Origin of the sequence: Dyadobacter fermentans DSM 18053 (genome assembly GCF_000023125.1) — a bacterium.
Classification (GTDB): Bacteria; Bacteroidota; Bacteroidia; order Cytophagales; family Spirosomataceae; genus Dyadobacter; species Dyadobacter fermentans.
Window position 1 is genome coordinate 2,279,913 of the sequence record NC_013037.1, and the last position, 25,563, is coordinate 2,305,475.

Sequence of the window (25,563 nt, forward strand, 5' to 3'; positions counted from 1 at the left end):
TTTTGAATAAAACCTAAAACCGGATCGTAGCGCCCGCCATGAAGGTGGCTACAATGGGATAAGCATAGCTGGCCGACTCGGGATCAAGGTATTTCGGGAATTTACTGAGCGAGAAAACATCGTTGGCGGACAGATAAAACCGCAGCGACTGAATGCCCGCTTTCTTCACTGCCGACTGGCCCAGCGTGTAGCCCAGCGTGACGTTTTTCAACCGGAAATAACCGCCGTTAATCAGCCAGTAATCGGAAAGGGAGTAATTGGCGGCATTGGACGTACGGGAAAGTCGCGGATAGGTTGCGGCCAGGTTTTGCTGAGCGGTATTGTTGAGGCTCCAGAAGTTGCCTACCATTTCCGCAGGCATATTCCCGAATGCTTCTGCAAATGGCTGCACGGCGTCGGTGTTCAGGCGCGACAACTTTTTGGCAACGCCCTGGAAGCTAATACCGAAATCGACACCGGCATAATCGGCGCGCAGGTTGCCGCCGTAGAGATAGCGGGGCAATGCGCCGCCGAGCAGCACTTTGTCGTCCGTGGTGATTTTCCCGTCCTTATTGACATCCACATAACGCACGTCGCCGGGCATGGTGGTTACGTTGAGCACGGGCGCGCCGGTGATTTCGTCCTGCGTCTGGAACAGGCCGTTGGACAGGTAGCCAAACCATTCGTTATACTCGCTGCCATTCCGGATGATCTGGTCGCCGCGGAATTCGGTGCCTTTCAAATCGCCTACCGTGGATTTGGCATCAGATAGGTTGGCGGAAACCGAGTAGCTGAATGCATTGATTTTCTCGCGCCAGGCCAGTTCCAGCTCCCAGCCTCTTACATTCAGCACACCCGCATTCTGATTGGGTTTATCGTACCCCAGGTACAGCGGAATGTCGAGCGGGAGCAGAATGTCGGTGGTTTTTTTCATGTAATAATCTGCGGCCACGCTCAGGCGATCATTCAGAAATGCCGCGTCGATACCGAAATCCGTGGTCCGGCTCGTTTCCCAGGATATATTTTCCACGGCATACACCTGCTGGCCGCCGCCTGTGAGCGGCACTACGCTGCCATTTTGATAAAACAATGCGTTGGAAAAATCAATGGTCGCCATGTAGGGGTAATAAGCCGGATTTCCATCTTTGTCGAGCAGGCGCTCGTTACCCGCTTTACCCCATGAGCCGCGTACTTTCAGGAATGACAGCCAGGGAATATTTTTGATAAAAGACTCTTCCGAAATCGTCCAACCTGCCGACAATGAAGGATAGATCGCCTCGCGATAGGCCGGCGCAAAACGCGACGACAAATCCGAGCGCAGGTTTCCCTGGATAAAATATTTGCTTTTGTAATTGTATTGCAACCGCCCGAATACCGAATGCAGCCCCGATTCATTGGCGCTGCCCGCATTGTCGCGCAGCTCGGTGGAACCGGAATTCAGGTAAGGAAAATCGGTGAGTGCAAAGCCGCTGCGCGAGGCGGAAAGTGTTTCGAATGAGCGGTAGTTTTCTTCATACCCTACCAATGCGTCGATGTTGTGGCCGCCTTTGAAATCCTTCACATAATTGGCAAGCACCTGTCCATTCATGGCAATGCTTTCCTGGCGGCCTTCGGTGAGGACCGTCCGCGCCTGGTTCACCACCGTGCTGTTGCTTCCGTCCGGATTCGTGTAGCGGATCTGTCTGGAAAAGTATTTGTTTTTGTCGAGGTCAAAAACCGGGGCGATCAAGGCTGTCAGCGTCAGTCCGGCTACGGGTTTATAGTTGAGCGTAATGCGCCCGCCGATCTGGTTGTTGAGGGTTTTGGTAAAACCGCCGTCACGCAGCTGCGCAAGCGGGTTCCGGCCGTCTTTCCCGAATGCCAGCCGACCGTCGGAATACACATCGTCGTAAATCGGCGGCATCACGCGCGATTCGTAAATGGGGTTGAATGTGTTGTTGGGCAGCTCGTTGGCATTGCCGTTGTTGGTCGTTCTTTTGTAAAAAACATCCAGGTTCAATGACATTTTATTGTTGACCTGCAAATCGTTATTGATCCGGAACAGGTAGCGGTTGTACGAACGGTTGTCGTAAAACGCACCCGAATTGGTATAGCCGAGCGAAGCTTTGGTTTTGATTTTTCCGGTACCCATGGTAAAAACCAAATCGTGGCGCTGGCGCGGCGCATTGCGGCGGGTCAGCAGTGATTTTTGCCAGTTGGTGTTGGGAAAAAGGTCGGGATTGACGCGGTTGCTATCGAGGTAGTTGTCGATCAAACCTGGTGCAAACGGGCCCGCACTCGCGCCGTCGTTGGTCGTTTGCTCATTAAAATACCGCATATAATCCTGCACGCCTACGTATTCGGGCATGGCCGTGGCGCGCTGGACGCCGTATTCGTAGGTGTATTCCAGGCTGCTTTGTCCTGATTTGGCACGTTTGGTCGTGACCAGAATTACCCCCGCGGCCCCTCTCGACCCGTAAATGGCCGCTGACGCAGCATCTTTCAGAACCGTTATATTTTCTACATCGCCGGGATTGACGTTGTCAATGCTGCTGACCGGCACACCGTCGACGATCACGAGCGGATTGTTGGTGCCGATCGTGGTGATCCCGCGGATGAGAATGTTGGCACCAGCGCCCGGCGCGCCGCTGCTGCGTGTGACGGAAACGCCCGCAATGCTTCCCTGCAAGGCTTCCGAGATCTGGATGGTCTGCCGCCCGGCCACTTCCCGCGACCCGATGGTCGAAATAGCGCCGGTGAGGTCGCTCTTCTTTTGGGTACCGTAGCCGACCACAACCACCTCCGATAATGCATTATCATTCGGCTTCAATGTAATGTCAATGGCCGAGCGGGTTCCCGCTTCGATTTCCTGACTTTCGTAACCGACGAACGAAAAGATGAGCGTTACGGGTTCCGCTTCCGAAATGGGCAGCCTGTATTGCCCGTCTACATCGGTCACTGTGCCTTGCTGTTTTCCTTTTACGACAATGCTGACACCGGGAAGGCCTTTGGCCGCTTCGTCGGTGACCTTGCCCGTCAGCTGGCGCGTTTGCGCCTGGGCGGCCAACGTCCAGCAAAAAAAGAACAGGCAAAAAAGTAGAATTTTTTGTCCCATATTTATTAAGTTTTACAGATTGATTAAGAGGTTTTAAGTATTATCCGGCCGGATCATATTTGAGTTTGCAAATATATTTTTGGACAATGTCATGAAATCAATGGCAGCCTGATCAGATTTCAATTCAAAACTTTGAACAATTTAAAACCTTAACCCACAGACCCTTACAGTGATTTAATATGAAGAATGAACAAGCCGGATCGTCCGCTTTTGATCGCCTCGATCATTGTTGCCGACTGGTCAGTGAGATTTTTGGAAAACCCGACATTGCCAGCTGGACAAACAGTGATTATGTGCAACTCGGATACATTCTTTACAAGAAGACGCGGGTACAGATCAGCCCGAGCACCCTGAAACGGATTTTTGGCAAGATCAAAACAGACGAACGCTACTTCCCTCAAAAAGCCACCCGCGACGCGCTGGCACAATATGCGGGCTTCAAGAACTGGGAGCATTTTACCGACATCCCGCTTCTGCCCGCCGTTACCGAAGAAAAACCTGCGCCCCTGCCTGTTCATCGCATTGCGGCAGAGCAACCTGCTGTGCTTCATCATGCCAAAAAGCCGGGAAAAGTAGTTTGGCGGCGTGCTGCGCTGCTGGCGCTGGGCATAGGTGGGTATCTGCTCTACTATTTCCTTTTTCGCACGGTTGAAAAGGCGGTTGTGACGCTGGAATGCAGTAATGCGGTTGGGAAAAACCCGCATTCGGCCGCTTTTATCGTGCGCGGGCTGCCAGCGAGTTTTGACGATCATTATGCGATCGACTTTGGGGATAGCCGGAAGAAATCGATTGCGGCAGGCGACAGTTTGGTTTCGCACTATTATGAAGTACCGGGGCGGTATCTGGCGATGCTGAAACGCGACGGCGTGCCGCTGGACACGGTGTCGGTTTATCTGAAAACGGATGCCTGGACGGCTACTGCGGAAATGATGTTCGACACCACGCGCGTTTATCCGATCAATACTGCCGGTTTGTTTTCGAACGGTAAAAATGGCGTCGACGCCTGGGAAGTCTCCCGGGCGGGTGTGGATACGAACCGGACCTTTTTTGTCAAATTCCTGAACACCCAGGAAACGAACATCGACGGCGACAACTTTGATTTGCTGATCAGGCTCAAAACTTCCGCCGACCGCGCCGGCGTGCGCTGCTCACAGGTGCGGGTGATTGTTTTTGGGGAAGAAGCCAAACACATGATCGACGTCATGAAACCGGGCTGCGAGCATTGGACTGACATGCAGTTTTCCGAAATTTCGAAACAAGGCGAGTTCAATAATATGGATTTTCTGGGCGTAGACCTTCATACCGGCGGCTCCATCGCATTGAATGTGCACGAGCAGAACGCCAGACTTTCGATCAATTCCAGGCAGGTTTTTGAATCCGCCTACCAAAAGCCATTGAAGAAGGTTTACGGGCTAGGGATCACGTTTTCAGGGATTGGGGAAATTCATTCTGTCACAATGAAAGATTCAAAAACAGGAGCTGCCTTTGCGGGGAATTTTTAATCAATTGCTCCCACCATTCAGGCGACTGCTTGGCTAACGGGAATAGGGATTTTTATCTTACGAATCGAGCAGGGCATTGCATTTGTCCGATTCAACTGAGGATCCATGAATGCGTCATGTCGCGTCCGCAGGTCTTTACTCCTGTTTCTGCCAAACCAGCAGGCCAAACTTTGCTCCGAACGAAACCAGCGGTGTCCATTTTCTGCCCGGGAAAAAGTTTTCACCTTCAAAGAACGGATCGTAACTCACCTCCCGGGGGTTTTCGATACGGGAGTACCGCACATTCGCCTTTGCAAGGCCAAACCCGGTATAGAGGTCAATTGTCAGTCTTTCCGGAACGATAAATTTTGTTCCCAGCTTTACTACAAATCCCGCTTTGCTTTTGCTAAACTTTGAACCATCGAAACTCAATTTCGTCGAATCTGACAGGTAATGATCATTTTTCCCGAGTGTCCTGTGTACACGTAAAAAGACACCTTCGGCAGCCGCATACCAGCCTACATTTTCGCGGCGCAGCCAGTAAAATTTCACCTCCGGCCGGATTTCTACCATATTGTATTTGCGCGATTTGAGCGAATTCCATGGAGCCCGGTGCAGGCCAAGCACATTTAAGCCCCCGCCAAGAGAGATTCCGTAGCTCCACCGTCCAGACGTCATATATTCGGTACCGATGCGCAGTGAAGGGTCCGGAAACGCAAGCGCGATGGGCATGATGTGCACATCAATATTGGGCGCGTAAGTTCGCTTCTGTGCGGATGCACTGGCACTGAGCATCAGCAGGATGAATAACGAGAATGTAAATTTTTTCATGGCCGTGATAGTTTCACGAAATATAACAAACGGTTACATTTTACGGTACTATCGGGCAGATTAAATTCTTTTACATATCATGAACAAGTGGAGTTTGGCGAAGACTTACCTGCGAATCACAAGCGGTGTAACCTGCTCTCCTATTTTGACAATGTAAAGCCCATCGCTAATGCTGCTTATGTCAATTGATTCGGCAACGTCATCTTCTTCCCATACTTTTTGTCCAAGCAGATTCACGATGACCACTTTTTGAGGTGTGCGCTCGCTTTCAAAAAACACCACATCCCGGGCGGGGTTCGGATAGATTTTTACGGGTGCCGTCTTACTCTTGACGGAGATGATCCGGGAATATGCGAAAGTTCCGTCGTGGTCATGTTGTTTTAGTCGATAATAGGTTGTTGAAAATGGACTCAGGTCAAAAAACTGATATGTGCTCAGCGTTTTAGTGTCTGAACTGCCCCGGACAAATCCAATCTTTTCAAAAGAAACCGCATCTGCGCTTTTTTGGATTTCGAATCCCTCATTGTTTTCTTCTTCGGATGTTGTCCAGTTCAATGTAACAGCCTTTTCATGATACATTCCCGTAAAGCTGATAAGCCGGACCGGCAGTGGCGCCTGACTATCCCGTAAAATAGTCCATCCTTTGTTATTGATCAGATTGTTCCGTGACACCAAGGCGTTGCTGCTGTACCGAAGGCCCGCCGCATGCAGGGTGCGACCATTTGGAGTAAGCGGGTTTTGGTTCCATCCGTTCAAGGTCGAATCGTAATTCCTTGTATCCATTCCGCAGCTATTGAGCATATTGGCCAGGTTAACGGCCGGGTGAAAAGTCCAGGAACCGAGTGATTGATTAAATGAAGAAGCTGTTCCGAACATGGAGCTCATGCTGGTGACCTTACTGACGTCCCAATTGTTTAACGGTTGGTTGAAGCTGACAGCCCTGCTAAACATTCTGTCCATATTGGTGACCTTGGCGGTATTCCATCGTCCGATTGGCTGGTTGAATTGGGTGGCATCAAAAAACATGTTACCCATGCTGGTCACAGCGCCCACATTCCAGTCACCAATCGGCTGGTCAAACGCTCTGGCTGCCTGAAACATGGCCGTCATGCCTGTCACATTACCCGTATCCCAATCGCCCAATGGCTGGTTGAAAGACAGCGCGTAGGAAAACATCCAGTCCATAGTGGTGATCATCGAAGTATTCCAGCTGCCAATGGGCTGGTTGAATGCCAGAGCATTGTCAAAAACCGACATCATGTTTGTGACATTACCAGTTTGCCATAAACCGATATTTTCAGGACCATTCAGAACTTTACAAAAAGCAAACATGGACTGCATGGTTGTAACCCGGCTCAAATCGGGGATGTCGGCAGCACTGATTTGAAGGTTCACACAGCCCTCGAATGCGCTTTGCATCGATGTCCAGTCCGTTGTTCCCCATTGTCTGACATCAATCAAACGCTCTTTGTCAGGGCCGTCGGACATGCGAAATCTATCAAAATTTTCGGGCTGGATACTCAGGTCTATGGTAGAACCGGCAGGCAGGTTACGAATTGTTGCCAGACTACCGCTGCTGTTGAATATACCCGAACCTGATGCTGTGCCAGGCGATATCTCCTTCCAGTAATAAGTCACCGGTCCACTGGTATTCGCAAAGAAGCTGATCTGTGTGTCCCAGAGTCCGGGATTTGACAAGTTCCACCGGGTTATGAACGCTTCCTGAGCGAAGATTTCGGGACAGATGAGAAAAGCAATTATGAGGCAATACAAATGTTTCATACGGATATCCTTTCAAATACATTTTATTTATCGAAGTGAAGAATACCGGTAAAAGAACCTGTGGAATGGGTTGTAAAAAATGATTTGAATCAAGAAGAATGTGTAGCTTTTGCATATCGCATCGCTCAATTTCTGCAAAAAGAGCATATTAAATATTACGCCGATCGCTACCCGCAATTACGTACAGTGGATTGGATTGCAATAATTACAGCATGACGCTGATCGGCTGGGCGGCCGAACCGGCAAAATTGATATGCTCATTGTATCCTCCCGGATCGTAGCCATCGGCACCCCTTGAGAACAGCAGGTAAACGGTCTTGTCTTTCAGAAGGCCTATATATGGATCATGCCTGTTTTCCCGGTTTAAACCCCAGGTTTCATTCATTCGCAGTACCTGGTCGATATACGCCTTTAAAGAGCTGGTAATACACCAATTGTACATTGGTGCGCCTATCGCAATGACATCTGCGGCTTTGAGCACGCGTATGAGCTCATTACTGAATGCCAGCGCATTCATTTCTTCTAACCGGTTCTTTTCATGTGCGGCTTTTTCAAGGACTTTGATCAGTTCGTTACGCATAAAGAGCGCATCGTCGATAGATTTAAATCTATTGTAGCAGGCACTCAACTCCTACCCGGATGCAGTGGAAACCGCGTTTCGCTATCTGGACAACTCATATTTCCCTCGCAAACTTTTTTGCCTGATACAACTTGTTGTGCTGTTGTAAAGGAACATGCTACGCAGGGGAATCGAGGGTGGCAGTCGCGCGTGGGATTTAGCGGTATCCGACAAATACCCAGCAATCTGTTTTCGAACAACGAAACATTAATTCTTGACAAACTTGCCACGCAGGCTATTTCCTTTATTGTCTTCCAGGGAAATTACGTAATTGCCTTTTTCCAGTTCGGCAATGCTGATTGTCAAGCCCTTTTCCGAATACTTGGTAAATTTTTCGGAAAACACATTCGTGCCATTTGCTGCTGCAATTTTCAGATACAATTCGCCGGAAAAGTTACGGGGCACTTTTACATTCAGCTGCGTATTTCCCGGGTTTGGGAATAGTGTCACCGGCAGACTGGTGTCCGTCAACCGAACCAAAGCCACGTCCTGGCCGGGAATGTTCAGTGTCAATGTGCCTTGCGCGGTCGTTGCTGCTTTTCTTGCCGAAGGGTCTTCGCCTGAGAAAAGTTCTTTCGTGTTGTAAGAAGCGCTGGCATTTAACCCCGCCCGCGCCAGGTTTACATTAAAAGTCTGCGGTTCACTTCCATAGTTAAATACGGCCAGGTAATGCTGTGCCCCGATGGTTTTGACAAAAAGCGCATTGGGGTCCCAGCCAGTGTTTCCCTCCACCGGCCGGAACGCTTTTCCGTCTTTGGCAAGATGCAGCAGATCAGCGTTTTGCAGTAAGGTTTGCGAAGTTACTTTCCATGCGCCTTCGCTTGCATAATCGTCGCCGGTGATGATCGTCCCGGTCACAATGGCCGAAGCCAGCCGCGCCCGGTTTTCGCCCGCAGTTTCTGTTCCAAAAACAATGTGATCGGCGTCGATGTACTGGTAAATCTGGTTTTGCCACCAGCCGTAATTGGTACTGTTCAAAGTGTAGGCCGTTTCGCCCATATCTTTATAGGCATCGCACGCAATGCGCCGCATGTGGGCGTAGCGGCCCGTCGCCAGATTTGGCGAAATCGCTGCATAAACCAGCATGGAACCGTCGAGCTGGTCGGTCAGGTATTCCATTCCGATTTTGTAAGCCTCCATTCCCGTGTGGACGCCCGGCTCGTAAAAACTATCCGCTTCCAGGGATGCGTGCGCCAGAAAATCAATTTTGATCATTTCAAAACCACACGCTTTGAATTTCCCGATCAGCAATGCAATCCTGGCTTTCGTGCCTGGATGCGTCGGGTCAAGCGCATAAGCTCCGTCGAGGTCGAGCGGCGCGCCATTGACTTTCGTCCACACATCCTCGTAATTGTAGGTGCTGCCTTCCATTGGTCGGTTGGATTTTCCCCAATCCACAAACGGCGCCCAGTAAATGCCCGGCTTCAAACCTTTGGATTTGCAATAGTTGGCGAACTCGTTGAGCTGGCTGAAATCGCCATTGATACCCCCCGGCGCCAGATTATCCCAGTAAGAATCCAGGTCTACATACAAAGTGTTATCGCCATTTCTGAAAGCAGGAACGTCATTTGCGAAAAAGTCGACGACGGATTTTGCTTTGAGTAAATCCAGGTTTGCCTGGATCGCGCCCCAGCTGTTCCAGCCGAACGGCGTAGCGGCCGTCCATTCAAAAATGTAGCGGGGCTCGGCCAGGGCATTTGCTTTTCCGTATTCTTCAAGCCCCGCCCGCCAGTCGCTGTGGTAACCTACCATAATCCGCGGCGATTTGCAGCTTTGTTGTCCCACGCTCACCCAGCCGTGACCGCGTTTGTCCCGTGTCACATTTTCATTGGTCCAGCCTGCGATCACAGAAATGAATGAAGTTTCCGTCCGCCCCTCTCCCGCCAGGTTCACGCCCGTTTTCCAGACTTCATGCTCCACCGAGCCGACAAGCAATCCTTTCCGGCTCGTATTATCGTAGATCGCCCCGGCTTCGGACGAAGTAAAGTTGGCATAACCAATTTCTTTCGCTTCGTAGCGCACCCATTTGTCGTTATCAAAGGGCACGAAAAGCGCACGGCGGTCGCCGCCTGAATGGATGTTCACCGCATTGGAAGTCAGCGGCGTCATTTTGTAGGAATTGGCACCGGAACCATTCAGGATCAGTTCCGTATAGAAATGATTTTTATTCGAATAGGTGTAAAAAACCTGCTGCATTTCCAGCTGGCCGCTTCCGGTGGAAGTAATGACATGCCGCGTGCCCGAACCGAATTGATCTGTTACCGGTGTGGAGGTGTAAGTGCGGCTGGTGTAGCCGGTCGTACTGTTAAAAACTGCATTCGAATTGGCTGTTGCAAATGCTTCACCGACGGTTTTTAAATTTTCAAAATACACATCGTAAGTCCCGTTATTCAGGTCATAATCAATGCGGTTATTAGTACCAAATGCAATGGTTTGAATGTCAGGCGCATTCAGCGGGGTTAAGGTAAATCTATCTACATTCGGGCCGTAGCCGTATACATTGTCCAGTTTGATACTATTACTTCCTGCATTCAAAGAAACGTTGACCCCAATGCTCGCCACTTCCGACCAGCCGCCGGAAGCCGGACAAGTTACCGCCACAAAACCGCCCGCATTGGGTGTAATGTTAATCGTGCGCTGGTCTCCCGTGGCATAGAAAAGTGTCAGCCTGTAATTCCCCGCTGCGGCCACATTCACCGGCACGGTCACCGCACCGCCGCCCAGGTTACCCACCATTTTCTGTCCCGAGCAGGATGCACAATCCTGCATATCCGCACCACCGGCCAGTGTGCCGGATTCTGCTTCGAAACTTTGTGAAAAAGCATTGAATGAAAGCAGTGCCGCAAGCAAAGCCAGGCTTCCTATTTTCTTAAAAATCAAATGCATAACAAGTATTTTTTAGTGAGTTGATGTAGTTTCCATTTTTTCACCATTCACTCTCACCGTCACTTTCCGAGGCGTCTTTGAAGTGATTTTATAGTCGGTTACTTTCCCGTTTTCCCATTTAAAATCCACTGTAAAATTGCCCCGCGCCTTCAAACCTTTCACTTCACCGGAACCTTTCCATTCGTCGGGGATGGCGGGTAGAATATCGATATTACCGTCGTGGCTCTGGATCAGCATTTCGGCAATGCCCGCCGCGCCGCCGAAGTTGCCGTCGATCTGAAAAGGCGGGCCGGCGGAGAGCAGATTGGGATACACGCCGCCACCGCCACCATAGTTCATATTGGTTTGCAATGTAGGTGTGAGCAAGTCACGAAGCAGTTTTCCGGCACGGTTACCGTCATGCAGCCTCGCCCAGAAAAGCAGTTTGTAAGCCTTCGACCAGCCCGGACTATCATCCCCGCGAACTTCCAGCGTTTTGGCAGAAGCCGCGGCCAGTTCGGGCGTTTTGTCCGGTGTGATCAGCGGTGCAGGGTATAGCCCGTACAAATGTGAAATGTGCCGGTGCTTCGGATCGGTTTCCTTGTATTCTTCCAACCATTCCATCAGCCTGCCGTCGCTGCCTACCACGCCCGGCGGCGGCAGTTCTTTCAGTTTGTTTTGTAATGATTTGGCAAAATCCGCATCCACGCCCAGCACTTCGCAGGCGGTGATCACATTGGTAAAAAGCTCGCGGGTGATCTGGTTGTCGATCGTCGGCCCCATGCAAATCGCCGCCGTTTTTCCGTTGGGGAGATAAAATGAGTTCTCCGGCGAAACCGAAGGCGCCGTCACCAGCCAGCCCGTTTTGGGATCTTTGATCAATGCGCTGATGTAAAATTCAGCCGAACCTTTGAGCACGGGGTAAATGTCTTTCAGGTAATTTTTATCGTGCGTAAAGGCATAGTGCTCCCACAAATTATTGCATATCCAGCCCGAACCTGCATTGCTCGCGCCCCACGAAGCCTCTTCTCCCGGCTCGGTATAGCCCCACACGTTCGTGATCACGTGCGCCACCCAGCCGTTTGCATTGTAGTAAGCCTTTGCCGTTTTTTCTCCCTGCTTCACCATTCCTTTTACCAAATCCGCCAGTGGCAAATTCAGCTCCGAGAGGTTCGCTACTTCCACCGGCCAGTGGTTCATTTGCACATTCACATCCAGGTGATAATCCCCGTTCCAGGGCGTGCGGATCTGGTTCGCCCAGAGCCCCTGCAAGTTCGGCGGCAATAGCCCTACGCGCGTGCTGCTGATGCTCAGGTACCGGCCAAATTGAAAATACAATACCGCCAGTTCATTATCCTTTTCCGGATTCTTTTGGAATGCCGAAAGCCGCTGATCCGTGGGAACACCGTCGCCTTTTGATCCGCCTAAATGTATTTTGGTACGATTAAAAAGTTTCTGGTAGTTTGTTGTGTGTAAATTTTTCTGAACACTGTAAGATTTCTTGACTGCGGCATCAATCAGCCTCTGCGTCTCCGTTTCGAAGTTTTTGTTTTTAAAGTCCGTTCCTGCGGAAAAGTAAACGATGATCTCGTCAGCGTCAGAAATAACAATTTGCTTTCCCGAAACACTCGTTTTCCCGCCTTTCACCAGTGGTTTTATTTTGGTCAGATAACGCATTCCTTTTCCATCGGTACCATTGTTCAACTGGCCCGACATTTCGAGCGTGTTGTTTTTGATAACCGTCTGAAAACGCTCCGGTCGGTCGAGTGCAATCCGAAGATTGAGCTGTCCCGGCTTGTCGGCAGTGATTTTGATTATTCCCAAATCATCACCAAAACTGGTAAAATACTCCCGCGTGTAAGTCACGCCATTTACTTGATAAATCACACTCGAAACCGCCTCGTCGAGCGACAACTCCCGCTTGTAATCCCGCACCTGCACGCGCGCAGTATCCACGCCTTTGTAGCCGAATTCCAGATGCAGATTTCCCAAAACCTGGTAGCAGCCAAAGGGCACATTGGCCCCGTCGCCGTGACCGGACCCTGCACCTTTTGCCACAAAATTCTTGTTGACCAGCGCCTGCGCCTCATCATTTTTCCCTGCCAGGATCAGTCTCCTGATCTCCGGCAAGCTCTCATGCGCATCGTACCGGTTCGCATCCTGCGGCGCCCCCGACCAGAGCGTAATATCATTCAGCACCACAGTTTCCTTTGTAACGCCACCATCACCCATCATTCCGAGGCGGCCGTTTCCCAGCGGGATGGTTTCTTCCCATTGGGAGGCGGGTTTGGTGTACCAGAGCCGGAGGGGGGCTTGCTGGGCGAGGGCCGCTAAGTTGAGAAAAATGGTTAGGGTTGTTAGCAGGAATTTTTGGATCATTCTATTGATTTTTATTTGACGGTAAAGTTGTTATGTGTCTCATTTTGTCATGCTGAGCGGACCGGGCCGCTCAGCATGACAAAATTTTACAAATAATCCTCATTCTGCTTCAACACCCCGCCGCTTTTATCAATTTCCGGCTGCGGGATGGGCCATTTGTAAAATTTATCTTCAAATTTATAAGGCACGAAACTGTCTTTTACACTGTTCAGGACCTCTCCGGCAATGTGCCATCTTTTCAGATCATAATAGCGCAGGCCTTCGAATGCCAGCTCGATGCGGCGTTCGTGGCGGATTTTTTCGCGCATTTGGGCTTTGGTTAAACCTGCTGGTAATGCCGGCATTTTGGAGCGCAGACGCACGTCGTTGATCGCTCTATAAACCGTCGCATCCGGACCGGCGAGCTCATTTTGTGCTTCGGCATACATCAATAGAACATCCGCCAGGCGCAACACTACTGCATTTTGCTGACTCAATGTGGAGTACCCGAATGGAATGTTGCCAGGTTCCAGGAATTTCAAAACACCATAACCCGACGGCCGGCTGTTGGACGGGATATGTACCCTGCCGCCACCAAAATCGGGGTGGTCGACGAAAACGGTTTTGGCCAGGCGTGGGTCGCGGTTTTTGAAGGGCTCTTTTTTGTCTGTCAGCGGAGAAACGCCGTAAGGCAGGCCGTCGGTGCATTCAAAAGCATCTACAAAATTCTGTAACGGACTCGCTACCAGCCAGTCGCCGTAGTACATATCCCAGGGCCGCGTGTTGTTAGGGGCCAGGAAATTAGTCGAAAAGATGATTTCGGGATTGTTCTTCTGGCCCGCATCGCGGAACACATCTTCAAAATTGGGGCTCAGGCTGTACTTCAGCATAATCTCCGTAGCCAATGCTTTTACCTGCGCCAGGATCGCTGCGTCGGGTGTGCCGTTTTCACCATAAGCCGCGTACATCAGCACCCGCGCTTTCAAAGCCTGGGCCGAAGAAGCCGCCGCGTGCCCGCCATTTTGCGGATAAGCATTTGCATTCAGGTTGGCAATGGCAAAGTCCAGGTCGGCATTGATCTGCGCCAGGATTTCAGCGGCTGGGACTTTCGGCTGGTTTTGGGTTTCCAGAGTAAGCGGCTCCAAAACCAGCGGCACATCTCCGTACAAATGATACAATTGGAAATAATAAAATGCGCGCAAAAACCGCGTTTCTGCCTCGTAAAGCTTCCTGTCAGTTTCCGTTACGTCAGGATTTGCATAGGCTTTAAGCTGGGCAAGAAAAATATTGACCCGCGCAATTGCCTTGTAACTTTCACTGTAAACACCCGACACATAACCACCTGTGGAAGGACTGATGCTGCCCGAAGTGATTTCCTTCGCCGCGCCGGAATTGTGCTGCGCGAAACCATCGTCGGTGAGACAGTTCCAGACCGGCAGCTCCACCGCCCAGGGATCGGCCTGCATGGAAGCATAATTGGCGGTTAATGCTTTGTCAAAATCACTTTTCGTTTTCCAGAAGGTCGAAGTCGAAATCTGGTCGAGTGGATTGAGATCCAGGGAATTGTCACATGAACTGAACGCCAGCGCCAGCAGCATAAACAGTTTATATTTCTGACTTTTCATTATAATCTGAGATTTAAGCCGAATGAGAAAATCTTGTTTTGAGGGTATTGCACAAAGCTGCCGCTGCCGCCGCGCTCGGGGTCGAGGCCGGGGTATTTCGTGGCTGTGATCAGGTTGTCGCCTGAGAAGAACACGCGCAGGTTATCGATACCGAGCTTGTTCACCACCGCTTGCGGCAGTGTGTAACCGAATGTGAGGTTTTTCAAACGCAGGTAGGAAGCATCCTGCAAGAAGTACGAGGACGATCTGCGAATGCGGTCCGGCGCGCCCCAGCCCCAGTAAATGCGCGGCATCGTAGCCGACGGATTCTCGGGTGTCCAGCGGTTCCGCCAGTCGGTTGTCGGCGGCGAGCCTTGTACAAATGGCACCGTTCCCCAGTTATCGACAAAATATTTAACATTGTTAACCCCCTGAAACAGAACCGATAAATCAAATCCTTTCCAGTTCACATTGCCATTGAATGCATAGTTCATTCCCGGATAATTGCCCGTCATCGCCACGCGGTCGTCGTCGTTAATGCGGCCGTCGCCATTCACGTCGCGGTAGCGGATATCGCCGGGCACGGTGGCGTCATTGTATTGTTTCGGCGCAGTGGCCACTTCGTCGGCAGTCTGGAAAATACCGATCATTTCCAGCATATAGTAGGTGTTGTACTCCCGGCCTTCCTCGCGGATCCGGTAGCCGTCAATCTCGCGCTGACCAAATTTCACCAGCTTGTTTTTGTAGTGCTCCAAATTGCCACCCACGGTGTAGCTCAGCCCTGAAAACAAGCCGCTTTTCACCTGGTTACTATAAGAAAGCCCCAATTCCACGCCCGTATTCTGCATGGTACCATTGTTGATCGTCGGCGCGCCGAGGCCTACTACGCCTGTCACCTGGGAGCTCCTGAGAATGTCCGTCGTCGTTTTACGGTACCAGTCGGCGGTCAGGTTCAGGCCGCGGAAAATGGTGAGGTCCAGACCGAAATCGGCGATTGTGGTGGTTTCCCATTTGATGTTGGCGTTGGACAGATTCGTCTGCGCGACACCGGAGGATAAATTGGAATCGTCAAATGAATAGTTTCCGGTAAAGCTGAGAATAGCCTGGTATGGATAATTCCCGATGTTCTGATTTCCCAATTGTCCCCACGAGCCGCGGAACTTGGCGCTGTTCAGCCAGTTGAGGTTCAGGTCTTTGATAAAATCTTCTTCCGTCAAACGCCAGCCTGCCGAGAAAGAAGGGAAAATACCCCAGCGAGACGCCGACGCCAACCGTGAAGTCCCGTCGTAGCGCATGTTCGCTTCCAGCAGGTAACGCTCTTTGAAATTGTAGTTCAAACGCCCGAAAAATGAATTGATCGCCCATTGATTCTGCGAACCATTGGCATATTGAATGGACGGACTTCCGGCGTCGATTTCGCGCAAAATGTCAGTCGGAAAATTCCTGCGGATTGCTTCAAGGTATTGGAAAGTGCTCTTTTCGGTACTGTAACCTGCCTGCAATTTGAATGCATGATTTTGCCCGAATGTGCGCTCGTAGTCGAGGTACGTAAACAAATTGGTGTAGACATTCTGCTCGTCCTTCACTTCCAGTCCGCCGCCCAGATCGAGCGTCGCCATGAATGCATTTGTGCGGTAATTGTACAGTTGCAATGGCGGTTTGAAGGATTTGGTTTTATAAAAATCCGCATTCACCGCGCCTTTGGCATACCAGGTCAGACCTTTGGCCAGATTGACCTCGAACCAACCCTGCGTGTTGGCCGAATAGTCCAGCTTGTCGCGGTTAATGTGCCCTTCCAGCAGCGCGATTGGGTTTTTATTATTGTATTCCAAATCATACGCCTTGTAAGTAAACTTCCCGCTGCCGTCGGAAAGCTTGGGCCCGTAGGTGGGCGCCTGCGACATCGCCGACAAAAACATATCTTCCGAGCCAAAAACCGGCGATTCCGTATTCCCGGATTTCAAAGCAATGTTCGCCCCGAATTTGATCTTTTTGTTGATCTGCGAAGCAATGTTGAGCCGCGCATTGTATCGCTTGAAATCAAATCCTTTCATAATCCCCTTCTGATCCACGTAGCCGATCGAGGCATTGAAGTGCGTTCCGCCGCGGCCGCCGTCGAAAGTAAGGTTATGCTGGTGCGTGGGCGCGGTGCGGAAAATCAGGCTGAGCCAGTCGGTGTTCGGGTACAAATTGCGGTCGGTGGCATTGCGGTACTCGTCGATCTGCTGCTGGGAATACAGCCCCGAAGTGAGGCCCGAATTCACGCGCGCTTCATTATAAAGCTCCATGTATTCAGCCGAATTGGTGATCAGGTCAAACAGTTTCGTCGGTTTCGCAATGGCGAAATTGCCGTCGTAACGAACACTGAGTTTACCTTCACTGCCTTTTTTGGTCGTAACCAAAATCACCCCGTTTGCCGCGCGCGCACCGTAAATGGAAGCCGAAGCCGCATCTTTCAGTACCGACACGCTTTCAATGTTATTCGGATTCAGGTCGGACATATTGCCCTGCACCCCGTCGATCAGCACAAGCGGATCAGAACCCGCGCCGCTGAATGTGCCCGTGCCGCGGATCCGCACCGAAATGCCTTCATTACCAGGCTCTCCCCTGCCCTGCGTGACCTGCACACCGGGCATGGTTCCCTGCAACATCGCGGTGGAATTGGTCACGGGTCGTTTGATCATCTCGTCGCCGCTCACGGTCGCCACGGCGCCGGTAAGGTTCACTTTTTTCTGCGTTCCATAACCGACTACGACTACTTCGCCGAGCTGCTTCAAATCTTCTTTCATCACCACGTCGATCACGCTGCGACCGCCAACAACTTCTTCCACCGCTTCATAACCGATAAATGAAAATACGAGCGAGGCATTTTCAGCATTTACCTGCACGCTGTACTTTCCGTTTAAATCTGTTACTGTGCCTGAATTGGTGCCTTTCACGGTGATCGAAACGCCCGGCAAACCGGCATTGTCGCCTCCGGAAGTGACTGTTCCCGTGACGGTTACATTCTGAGCCAATACTGTGAGGATAGTTAAAACACTTAATAATAATGTCAGCAACGACTTAACAAGCTGACCTCTGGCTAGGGTAAATTTTTCCATATTCTTTCATCATTTTATACTATTTGATGGGGTAAAATTAGATAGCGCCAAATCGCATTGAAATGGATTAACCTGATAATAGGATGGATAATACGATTATTTGGAAGCAATCTTTTTATCTGAAAAACCAGAATAAAAAGCACATAATGCAAGCGAGCAGCACCGACAGTGTTTTGTAATTACCGACGCCTTTCCAGCCAGGATTTTGAAGAGATTCAAATGGAGATTTCCAGAAAAGAAGCCGGCTTGCAGCGGTGTGCCGGACAGGAAAAATGCGGGAGAAAATAATCTGGATCAAAACACAAAAACAAAACAGGTAAAACGCCATCACCATAAACGGCACCTGACCGATGAGACTTTCAGGGCCTAATTTATTGATTGTAAATACAATAACCCCCACCGCCGAGCCGATCCATAAAGTATATTTCGCTGACTCTGCGGAGGCCTTTTCCCAAAAAATTCCCAATAGAAAAACGCAGGTAATGGGCGGCGCGATGTGTGCGATAATATCATTTAGTCCATTAAAAATGCTTTCATAACTGTTCAAAAGCGGCAATGTGGCCAGCGAAACGACCAATGCAATGGCGGCGGAAATCTTGCCGACACGGATCAGCTCTTTGTCCGAAGCCGCCGGTTTTCTGCGTTGATATAAATCATAGCTAACTAATGTTGAAATGGAATTCAACGCGCCGGAAATCTGGCTCATTAATCCCGAAAGCAATGCCGCTACCAATATTCCTACCAAACCTTTCGGCAGAAGCTGCGTGATCATCAAGGTGTAGATGCCTTTGCTGTTGACCACAGTTTCCCCTTCGGTAACAGTTTGCAATACCGAAATATCCAGTCTGCCGGTTTGCGATAAAGTGTAGGCAAAAAGTCCGGGCAAAACGAAAATAAAAACGGGCAGAATTTTGATAAAACCACAAAAAAGCGGTCCGATGCGGGCGTGATTTTCATCTTTGGCACCAAGCACACGCTGGACAATCGTCTGATCTGCACACCAGTACCAGATACCCAGAATCGGGTAGCCGAGGAAGACAGCATACCACGGCATTCCGCTCGCGTCGCCGTGCGGCCGCATCATCGAAAGTTTGTCGAGCTGGTTGGTCTGCTGCAACACATTCACCATCGGCTCCCAGCCGCCCATTTTATAATAAGCTGCAATGCTGATGATGATTGCGCCAACAAGCAGCACGATCGTTTGAATAGATTCCGTCACCACCACCGCAGTCAATCCGCCGACGATGGTGTAAATGGCGGTAATTACCGAAATGGCAATGACGCTGGTGTACATATCCACGCCAAAAAGCGTTTGCAAAACGATCCCACCGGCCAATAGTGAAAATGAAATATGCACAATCACAGCCGACACGACTGAAATAACGGCCAGCCAGTCGCGGCTTGCGCGGTCGTAGCGCTTTTCCAGGAAATCGGGCAAGGTGGAAACGCCGGAGCGGATGTAAAACGGGGCGAAAAACAGGGCCAGCAGGATGAGCACAAATGCGGCCATCCATTCAAAATTGCCATTCAGCAAACCCGTATCAAATCCACTCTGCGCCAGACTGACCAAATGCACGCAGGAAATATTGGTCGCAAATAATGCAAGTCCGATCGTGGGCCAGCGCAAGGTCTTTCCAGCCAGAAAATAAGCGCCTGCTTCGCTGGAAGAGCCTTTCGACTGGTTTTTATGTTTTAATCCAGCCCACAAACCGATGACAAAGATCGCGGTAATGTACAATGCGCTGATCGTAATATCGAGGGTATGGATCATGGATAATCGGGTTATTACTTACTAAAATTTGATCAGGTCGCAGCTGCTGCCGGGCTCCTGCGGCGTTTCGTAAACGCCATTTCTGATACGCGCCGGGTGTACAAAATGCTTCTGCAAATGCGGGATATGCTCCAAAAATAGTGCTTCATGGCCCATACCCATGTGATTGTACAAAACCAGATGCTGATGGAGTTGCCCCATATCGCCCACGTGCGGCACGACCGGAATCCCGAATTTTTTACACAACAAGCTGATCGTCAGGAACTCGCTCACCCCGCCTACCCGCACGGCGTCGACCTGGATAAATGCGGCGGCATTAGCCTGCAAATAATTTTTGAAGATGACTTTGTTGGGAACATGCTCGCCCAGCGCCAGTTTCACAGGGGCGATTTCCTTTGCCAAAGTCTGGTGTGCCAGCACGTCGTCGGGGTGCGTGGGCTCCTCGATCCAGTACGGGTTCATGGACGAAAGCTTCTTGCAAATTGAAATCGCATTGGGCAGGTTCCATTGCTGGTTGGCATCGAGCATGACTTTCGCATTGTCGCCAGCCACCTCGCGGACAATGTGCGCACGCCGGATATCGCGTTCGGGATCAGCCGAACCCACTTTGAGTTTCATCGCCGTAAAACCTTCCGAAAGTGCCTTGTGACAATTTTCACGCACTTTTTCATCCGAATAGTTAAACCAGCCGACGGACGTATCGTAGCCCGGATAACCCGTTTTCAGAATACTTTCTCGATCTGACTTCCCAGCTTCCTGCTCCGTCAATATGCTGATCGCCTGCTCTTTGGTCAATTCATCTTCCAGATAGGAAAGGTCAAGTGTATTGACAATCGCTTCCGGGGAAAGATCCGTGAGCAGTTTCCAGAGCGGCACGCCGCGTTTTTTGGCCCAGAGATCGTAACAGGCATTCGTTACCGACGCCAGCGCCAGGTGTACCACGCCTTTGTGCGGGCCGAGCCAGCGGAATTGCTGATCGTCGGACAAACTTTTATAGAACGTCCCGAAATCGGCCATTAAGTCTTCAATGTCCAGACCGACAAGCTTTTTAGCATAATAATGCGCCGCCTGACAAACCAGCTCATTGCCTTCGCCTAACGTAAATGCAAAGCCCGTTCCGACCAATCCGCCGGAATCGAGCAGTTGCGTGACGGCGTAGGAATAGACAGGATCGCGGTGAATGGCGTCGCTGCCCGCGTTGCCTTCCAACGGAAAACGGGCGTCTTTGACTTCGGTTTTATAGATCATGAAAATGGTTCTGTTTGCTGGAAAGCTTCTTGTAGCCCAGTTCCGCGCCGCCGCTGACGGGGAGAATGCAGCCGGTAATGAAGCGTGCCATATTTGAAATCAGAAAAAGGCAGGCATCGGCGATCACGTCGCCTTCCGGGCAATAACCCAGCGCGTGAATGTGGTTCAGATAGTCCTCCACCGACTCAGGATCAGGCTGTTGCCGGCTCCAACTACGCAGTAATGGCGTAATGACCCCGGCTGGCGCGACGGCATTTACCCGAATCCCAAACGGTGCATAATCCAGCGCCATGGATTTGGTCAATGCATTCACCGCGCCTTTTGTAGCCGTGTAGGCCGCGTGGATTTCCTGGCCGATCTCCCCTACCAGACTGCCTGTGTTGAGAATATTTCCACCTGTTTTTTTCAGAGCGTCAATGCCATGAAAAGTCGTGTTGTAGATCCCGCCAACATTGACCTCAAAGAGTTTACGCCATTCTTCTTCCGAAGTTTCGTGCAGGGCTTTGGACGGGCTGGAAATGCCCGCATTGTTATGAATGACGTCGATTTGACCAAAAACGGTCAGGCAATGCGCAATGGCATGCTTGACGTCTCGCGACCTGGATACGTCGGCCAGCACAAATTCGGTGGTTTGTTCGCCAAGCTCCAAACTGGCGCGGGAAATGCTGCGCGGATCATTGCTCACAATGCACAGCCGCGCGCCTGCCTGCTGATAAACTTTAGCGCATTCAAACCCGATACCCTCGGTCCCGCCTGTAAGAAAGACGACTTTGTCGGCAAGTAGCAGCATTTTATATAGAAAGTATCATCATGGTTTTAAAAATATCAGTAAATGGAACTGACAATCCGGAAGCCAAAAGTAGGACGACATAAATCCGATTGGTATAGGATATTCACTTATTTTAATGGACAATACGATGATTAACTCAACGACAGAAAATCTCATTTATATCACCATCTCAACATAAAATGGAAATATTGTCTATGAAAATGGCTATTATCGTGTCGTAGAAACTCTCATCATGGAAAATTCAATTAAAATCGGCGCCAAATCATGAGCAACGTTTTCAGAAGAAGGGACGGGTTCGACGGAGAAAAACTGATCAGTTTACCGCCGGGGATTTTGAAGGATGTCGCGCAAAGAAATCCCGCGCTTTTTCAGATTTACATTACCCATATCGGCTACTTCCCGAAGGCGCTTTTCCATTACCGCGAGCGCCGGAAAGGTTGTGAAGATAATATCCTGATTTACTGCATTCAGGGAAAAGGGCATTACGTGATCGGCGACAAGAAATTCGAAGTTTCCGCCAATCAGTTTATTCTGCTGCCGGCAACGGATCAATATATACGTTATTGGGCCGATCATGACGATCCGTGGACCATTTACTGGGTGCATTTTACGGGTGCCGGGATCGACAATTTTAACCAGTCGCTGCAAATCGCGCCGCAGAAAGGGCCGGTCGATATTTTGTTCAATGAAAAAACCCTGGATATCTGGCACCGCATTTACCAGAGCCTGGAAATGGGTTACAGCCTGGAAAACCTGGCGAATGCAACCATGTGCCTGCATTACTTCACCGCCATGTTCCTTTTCCCCGAAAAGCACCTGACCACAGAAGGCACGGAAAAGACAGACCTGATTACCGAAACCATCACGCACATGCGGCTGAATCTGGACCAGAAATTATCGGTAGAAGACATGGCCCGCCAGCACCAGCTTTCCTGCTCGCATTTTTCGATGCTTTTCCGGAAAGGCACGGGCATGGCGCCGGTCGATTATTTTATCCATTTAAAAATGCAGAAAGCCTGTCAGCTGATCTATGCCAATGAAGGCAAAATCAAGGAAATTGCCATGAGTCTTGGCTACGACGATCCATTTTACTTTTCAAGAGTTTTTAAGAAAAACATGGGGCAATCCCCTGAACAATATAAGCTCACTGCCAAGAAGTTAGGGTAACACCTCGACTTCAAAATTCGTTTAAAGCACTTGGGGCGGATCGCGTTGCAGGGAGCTTGTTTAATTTAAGTCTGTAAATTTCCGGGCATTATCAATCTGTTCTATGACTACTATCCTGTCAAATGCCGATTCCTTTCAGCTCGAAGCCGCAATTGCCGGAAATCACGCCGATCTGTTTTTTCTGGATGCCCAGGCAAAAGGAGGCCTCATAGCGCAGGAAGCCGGATGCAGCTGGACCTACATACCAACAGAACAGAGTGGAACCATACCTTTTCCGAGTACCCCTGACGGCACGTCGGCCCTCGATGCCATATCAGGCTTTTATCAGACACATCCGGTCCGCAATCTGGGGGTTTGGTCCCTAAGTCCTGCCGAAACAACCGATCTGGATGTAATGCTCCTCGCGAGGGGGTTCCAGCTTGGATGGCAGCCTTGCTGGATGGCAATAGAGATTGCCACGCTGCGCTCCGACTTTGTTGCGCCTAATGATCTCCTGATAAAGCCGGATAATGAGACATTGCTGCATAGCCTCACCGCACTTCCTTATTCAGGAAAGGACAGTTGTGGAAATACAAATCTTCAAAACTCAAATCCTGACCAAGTGCAGCGCTTCGTGGCCCTGTGGCAGGGCAAAGTGGCGGCACAGGGCCTGGTGGTGTTTGGCGGCGGGGTCGCCGGTATTTATAATGTAGGCGTAGTACCGGAGGCCCGGGGAAAGGGCATTGGCAAGGCCATTGTTTCGGCAGCTTGCCTGCATGCCTTTCAAAAAGGCTATCATTATGCGACATTGAACGCCAATAACATGGGACGACCACTTTATGAGCAGCTGGGTTTTAAATGGATCAATGACGGTCTCACCTGGTGGATCACCGATGACCGGCTAAGCACCCGTCCGCCCGGCCCGGGACAGGTTGCCCTTGCGGAGGCCGTAGGAAAAGGCAACCTATCCATCTTGGACACGCTGCCCGCCGCTGATTTGAATGTACCACTTTGCAATGGAATGCGGCTTTTGGAGCTGGCAGCACATTGCCGACAAGAAGCTTCCGCCGAATGGCTGATCGCGCATGGTGCTTTGTGCAGCGTTCTTGATGCGTGGGATATGGGGTGGGAAAACCGTTGTATCGCAATGCTGTCCCAAGAGCCTGCGGCAGCAAATCAACTTTACGGAATGCACCGATATACCCTTCTGCATGTGGCAGTGGAGAGAAATGATATTGCGCTGGCGCGGCTGGCCTTATCCGCAAATCCCGACCTCCGGCTTCGGGATAAGATCCACGGAGGCACTGCGTTGAATTGGGCCCAACACCTGCACCGGCATGAGATACAAGAGCTGATTCAAGCTCATTATAGCCGACATTAATGCCGGAAAATCGCGGGCTACCTGGGTTTCACGCCTGAAACGTTGAGCCGCATCCGCAAGGGAAACATGCATTTTGTAAAATTTCTTGATTACAATCAATTTTTTAGCGGGGACGAATTGCTTGTTTTGCCTTAACAAACCGCTGTTGCTATGAAACCTTCCGAAATCATCAACCTGGGTAACGGGCTCGAAATCCATTTTTGCCTGGACGCTGCCGACACGAATGCCCAGTTCACACTATTCAAATGCGTGATCCATCCCAATGCCAAGGTTCCCGCCGCGCACTATCACGACAATTTTGACGAAACCTTGTACGGTTTGAAGGGCTCGCTCACACTCTCTGTAGATGATCAGGTAGTGCAGCTCGGCCCCGGCGACCATTATTTCATCAAGCGGGGACGGGTTCACAGCTTTTACAACAACACCGACGAAACAGTCGAAATCCTCGCCTATGCCAATCCCGGCGTTTTTACTTCTAATTACTTTAAAGACATCCTGGGCATCATCAGCGCCGCAGGCCCGCCGGACATGGCGAGGCTAAAAGAAGTGATGCTGCAATACGGGCTGGTGCCGGTGGCCAACTAGAAGCCTTGAAGCAGGCACCGACACCGATCACCGTCCAGCGAAAACTTCATGAATACGTAGACTAAGGTCCCAACACCGCAAACTTTCGCCGTCTCATATCAAGTAACAGCCGTTTTTGCAGAAACAGTTTGTTGCCCGACACCCCTCCTATTCCAATCTTTTTCATTTGGTCTTCTTGCCGGGCATCGACGCCTTCCATATAAGTAACATGCCCAATCGGTATCCACCGGGAGGCCATCCTGAGGCTATCGGCTGCCTGTACGGCGACACTTCCGCTTGCCGCCGGCACGGCATGGGAAATGCTGGTAACCAGGGCACAGCTGAGGGTCAATCAGTCTATTCTGGTTCACGGCGGCGCAGGTGGTGTGGGTATTCCAACCATTCAGATCGCGAAAGCCATGGGAGCAGTCGTATTTACGACAGCAAGGAAAGTCCATCACCAGTTTCTGCTTGACCTGGGTGCCGATCATGTGATCGACTATGAAAGCGAAAACTATATTGACGTTATTCAGCGACTTACAAGAGGTAATGGAGTAGATGTCGTGATTGACACCCTAGGCGGTAACACGCTGTCGATAGCGGGCTGGTGCTTAGTCAACTGGGACAAGTAGTGACCTTAGTCGACATTGAGAAGCCGCAAAACCTGATCCACGCGTGGGGGAAAAATGCCACTTACCATTTTGTATTCACCAGGCAGACCAGAAACAAAATGGACGAGCTCACAAAGCTCGTGGAATCCGGTAAGCTAAAACCTGTATTAAACAAAGTTTTCCCATTGGCTGACATAGGAAAGGCGCACAGCTTGCTTGAATTCAAAGACGGGGATGAAAATTTTTATGGAAAGATTGGTATAGAGATAGGTCATTGAGATGAAGATAGGGGTCTGATTGTCGGGCTTGTCATAGCTAAAAACACGTGTAAGAAAAGG

At 50.5% G+C, this 25,563-nt stretch carries 17 protein-coding genes; 6 read left to right on the plus strand and 11 right to left on the minus strand.

The window, feature by feature from the left end; all coding sequences use genetic code 11:
• Positions 1–13 precede the first annotated feature (13 nt).
• Positions 14–3,073 carry a SusC/RagA family TonB-linked outer membrane protein gene (locus DFER_RS09125; RefSeq protein ID WP_015811341.1) on the minus strand — a complete coding sequence of 1,020 codons (3,060 nt, stop codon included), beginning with the start codon at positions 3,071–3,073 and terminating at the stop codon, positions 14–16.
• Positions 3,074–3,252: 179 nt separating this feature from the next.
• On the opposite strand from DFER_RS09125, the gene DFER_RS09130 reads away from it, so the two are divergent.
• Positions 3,253–4,575 (plus strand): hypothetical protein, encoded by a 1,323-nt coding sequence (locus DFER_RS09130; RefSeq protein ID WP_015811342.1) that lies wholly within the window; start codon positions 3,253–3,255, stop codon positions 4,573–4,575.
• 135 nt (positions 4,576–4,710) lie between these two features.
• On the opposite strand, the gene DFER_RS09135 is transcribed toward DFER_RS09130, so the two are convergent.
• From DFER_RS09135 to DFER_RS09180, 10 genes are all read right to left on the minus strand, one after another.
• Complete coding sequence (locus DFER_RS09135; protein ID WP_015811343.1) at positions 4,711–5,385, minus strand: DUF3575 domain-containing protein; 675 nt, start codon at positions 5,383–5,385, stop codon at positions 4,711–4,713.
• A gap of 105 nt (positions 5,386–5,490) precedes the next feature.
• Positions 5,491–7,083 (minus strand): BspA family leucine-rich repeat surface protein, encoded by a 1,593-nt coding sequence (locus DFER_RS29155; protein ID WP_222837322.1) that lies wholly within the window; start codon positions 7,081–7,083, stop codon positions 5,491–5,493.
• 289 nt (positions 7,084–7,372) lie between these two features.
• Positions 7,373–7,747: an NAD(P)H-dependent oxidoreductase gene (locus DFER_RS09145; protein WP_015811345.1), complete on the minus strand. Its 375-nt coding sequence runs from the start codon at positions 7,745–7,747 to the stop codon at positions 7,373–7,375.
• Between the two features lie 246 nt (positions 7,748–7,993).
• Positions 7,994–10,672: a CBM35 domain-containing protein gene (locus DFER_RS09150; protein ID WP_015811346.1), complete on the minus strand. Its 2,679-nt coding sequence runs from the start codon at positions 10,670–10,672 to the stop codon at positions 7,994–7,996.
• A 12-nt stretch (positions 10,673–10,684) separates the two neighbouring features.
• A complete protein-coding gene (locus DFER_RS09155; RefSeq protein ID WP_015811347.1) occupies positions 10,685–13,030 on the minus strand; it encodes a glycoside hydrolase family 95 protein in 2,346 nt (781 codons plus the stop codon).
• A gap of 86 nt (positions 13,031–13,116) precedes the next feature.
• Entirely contained in the window at positions 13,117–14,634 is a 1,518-nt protein-coding gene (locus DFER_RS09160; protein ID WP_015811348.1) for a RagB/SusD family nutrient uptake outer membrane protein, read from the minus strand.
• A complete protein-coding gene (locus DFER_RS09165; RefSeq protein WP_015811349.1) occupies positions 14,634–17,714 on the minus strand; it encodes a SusC/RagA family TonB-linked outer membrane protein in 3,081 nt (1,026 codons plus the stop codon). The genes DFER_RS09160 and DFER_RS09165 overlap by 1 nt, the downstream gene beginning before the upstream one ends.
• Positions 17,715–17,829: 115 nt before the next feature.
• Positions 17,830–19,485 (minus strand): sodium:solute symporter, encoded by a 1,656-nt coding sequence (locus tag DFER_RS09170; protein ID WP_015811350.1) that lies wholly within the window; start codon positions 19,483–19,485, stop codon positions 17,830–17,832.
• A 21-nt stretch (positions 19,486–19,506) separates the two neighbouring features.
• On the minus strand, positions 19,507–20,733 hold the full coding sequence (locus tag DFER_RS09175) for an enolase C-terminal domain-like protein (RefSeq protein WP_015811351.1): 1,227 nt from the start codon (positions 20,731–20,733) through the stop codon (positions 19,507–19,509).
• On the minus strand, positions 20,723–21,523 hold the full coding sequence (locus DFER_RS09180; RefSeq protein WP_015811352.1) for an SDR family NAD(P)-dependent oxidoreductase: 801 nt from the start codon (positions 21,521–21,523) through the stop codon (positions 20,723–20,725). Before DFER_RS09180 ends, DFER_RS09175 begins: the two co-directional genes overlap by 11 nt.
• A 264-nt stretch (positions 21,524–21,787) precedes the next feature.
• On the opposite strand from DFER_RS09180, the gene DFER_RS09185 reads away from it, so the two are divergent.
• From DFER_RS09185 to DFER_RS30700, 5 genes are all read left to right on the plus strand, one after another.
• Positions 21,788–22,690: an AraC family transcriptional regulator gene (locus DFER_RS09185; RefSeq protein WP_015811353.1), complete on the plus strand. Its 903-nt coding sequence runs from the start codon at positions 21,788–21,790 to the stop codon at positions 22,688–22,690.
• Between the two features lie 103 nt (positions 22,691–22,793).
• Positions 22,794–24,050: a GNAT family N-acetyltransferase gene (locus DFER_RS09190; protein WP_015811354.1), complete on the plus strand. Its 1,257-nt coding sequence runs from the start codon at positions 22,794–22,796 to the stop codon at positions 24,048–24,050.
• Between the two features lie 150 nt (positions 24,051–24,200).
• Positions 24,201–24,635, plus strand: coding sequence for a cupin domain-containing protein (locus DFER_RS09195; RefSeq protein WP_015811355.1), 435 nt, complete (start codon positions 24,201–24,203; stop codon positions 24,633–24,635).
• Positions 24,636–24,934: 299 nt separating this feature from the next.
• Complete coding sequence (locus DFER_RS30695) at positions 24,935–25,246, plus strand: zinc-binding dehydrogenase (RefSeq protein ID WP_222837323.1); 312 nt, start codon at positions 24,935–24,937, stop codon at positions 25,244–25,246.
• A complete protein-coding gene (locus DFER_RS30700) occupies positions 25,246–25,503 on the plus strand; it encodes a zinc-binding dehydrogenase (RefSeq protein WP_222837324.1) in 258 nt (85 codons plus the stop codon). Before DFER_RS30695 ends, DFER_RS30700 begins: the two co-directional genes overlap by 1 nt.
• The last annotated feature ends 60 nt before the right edge of the window (positions 25,504–25,563 follow it).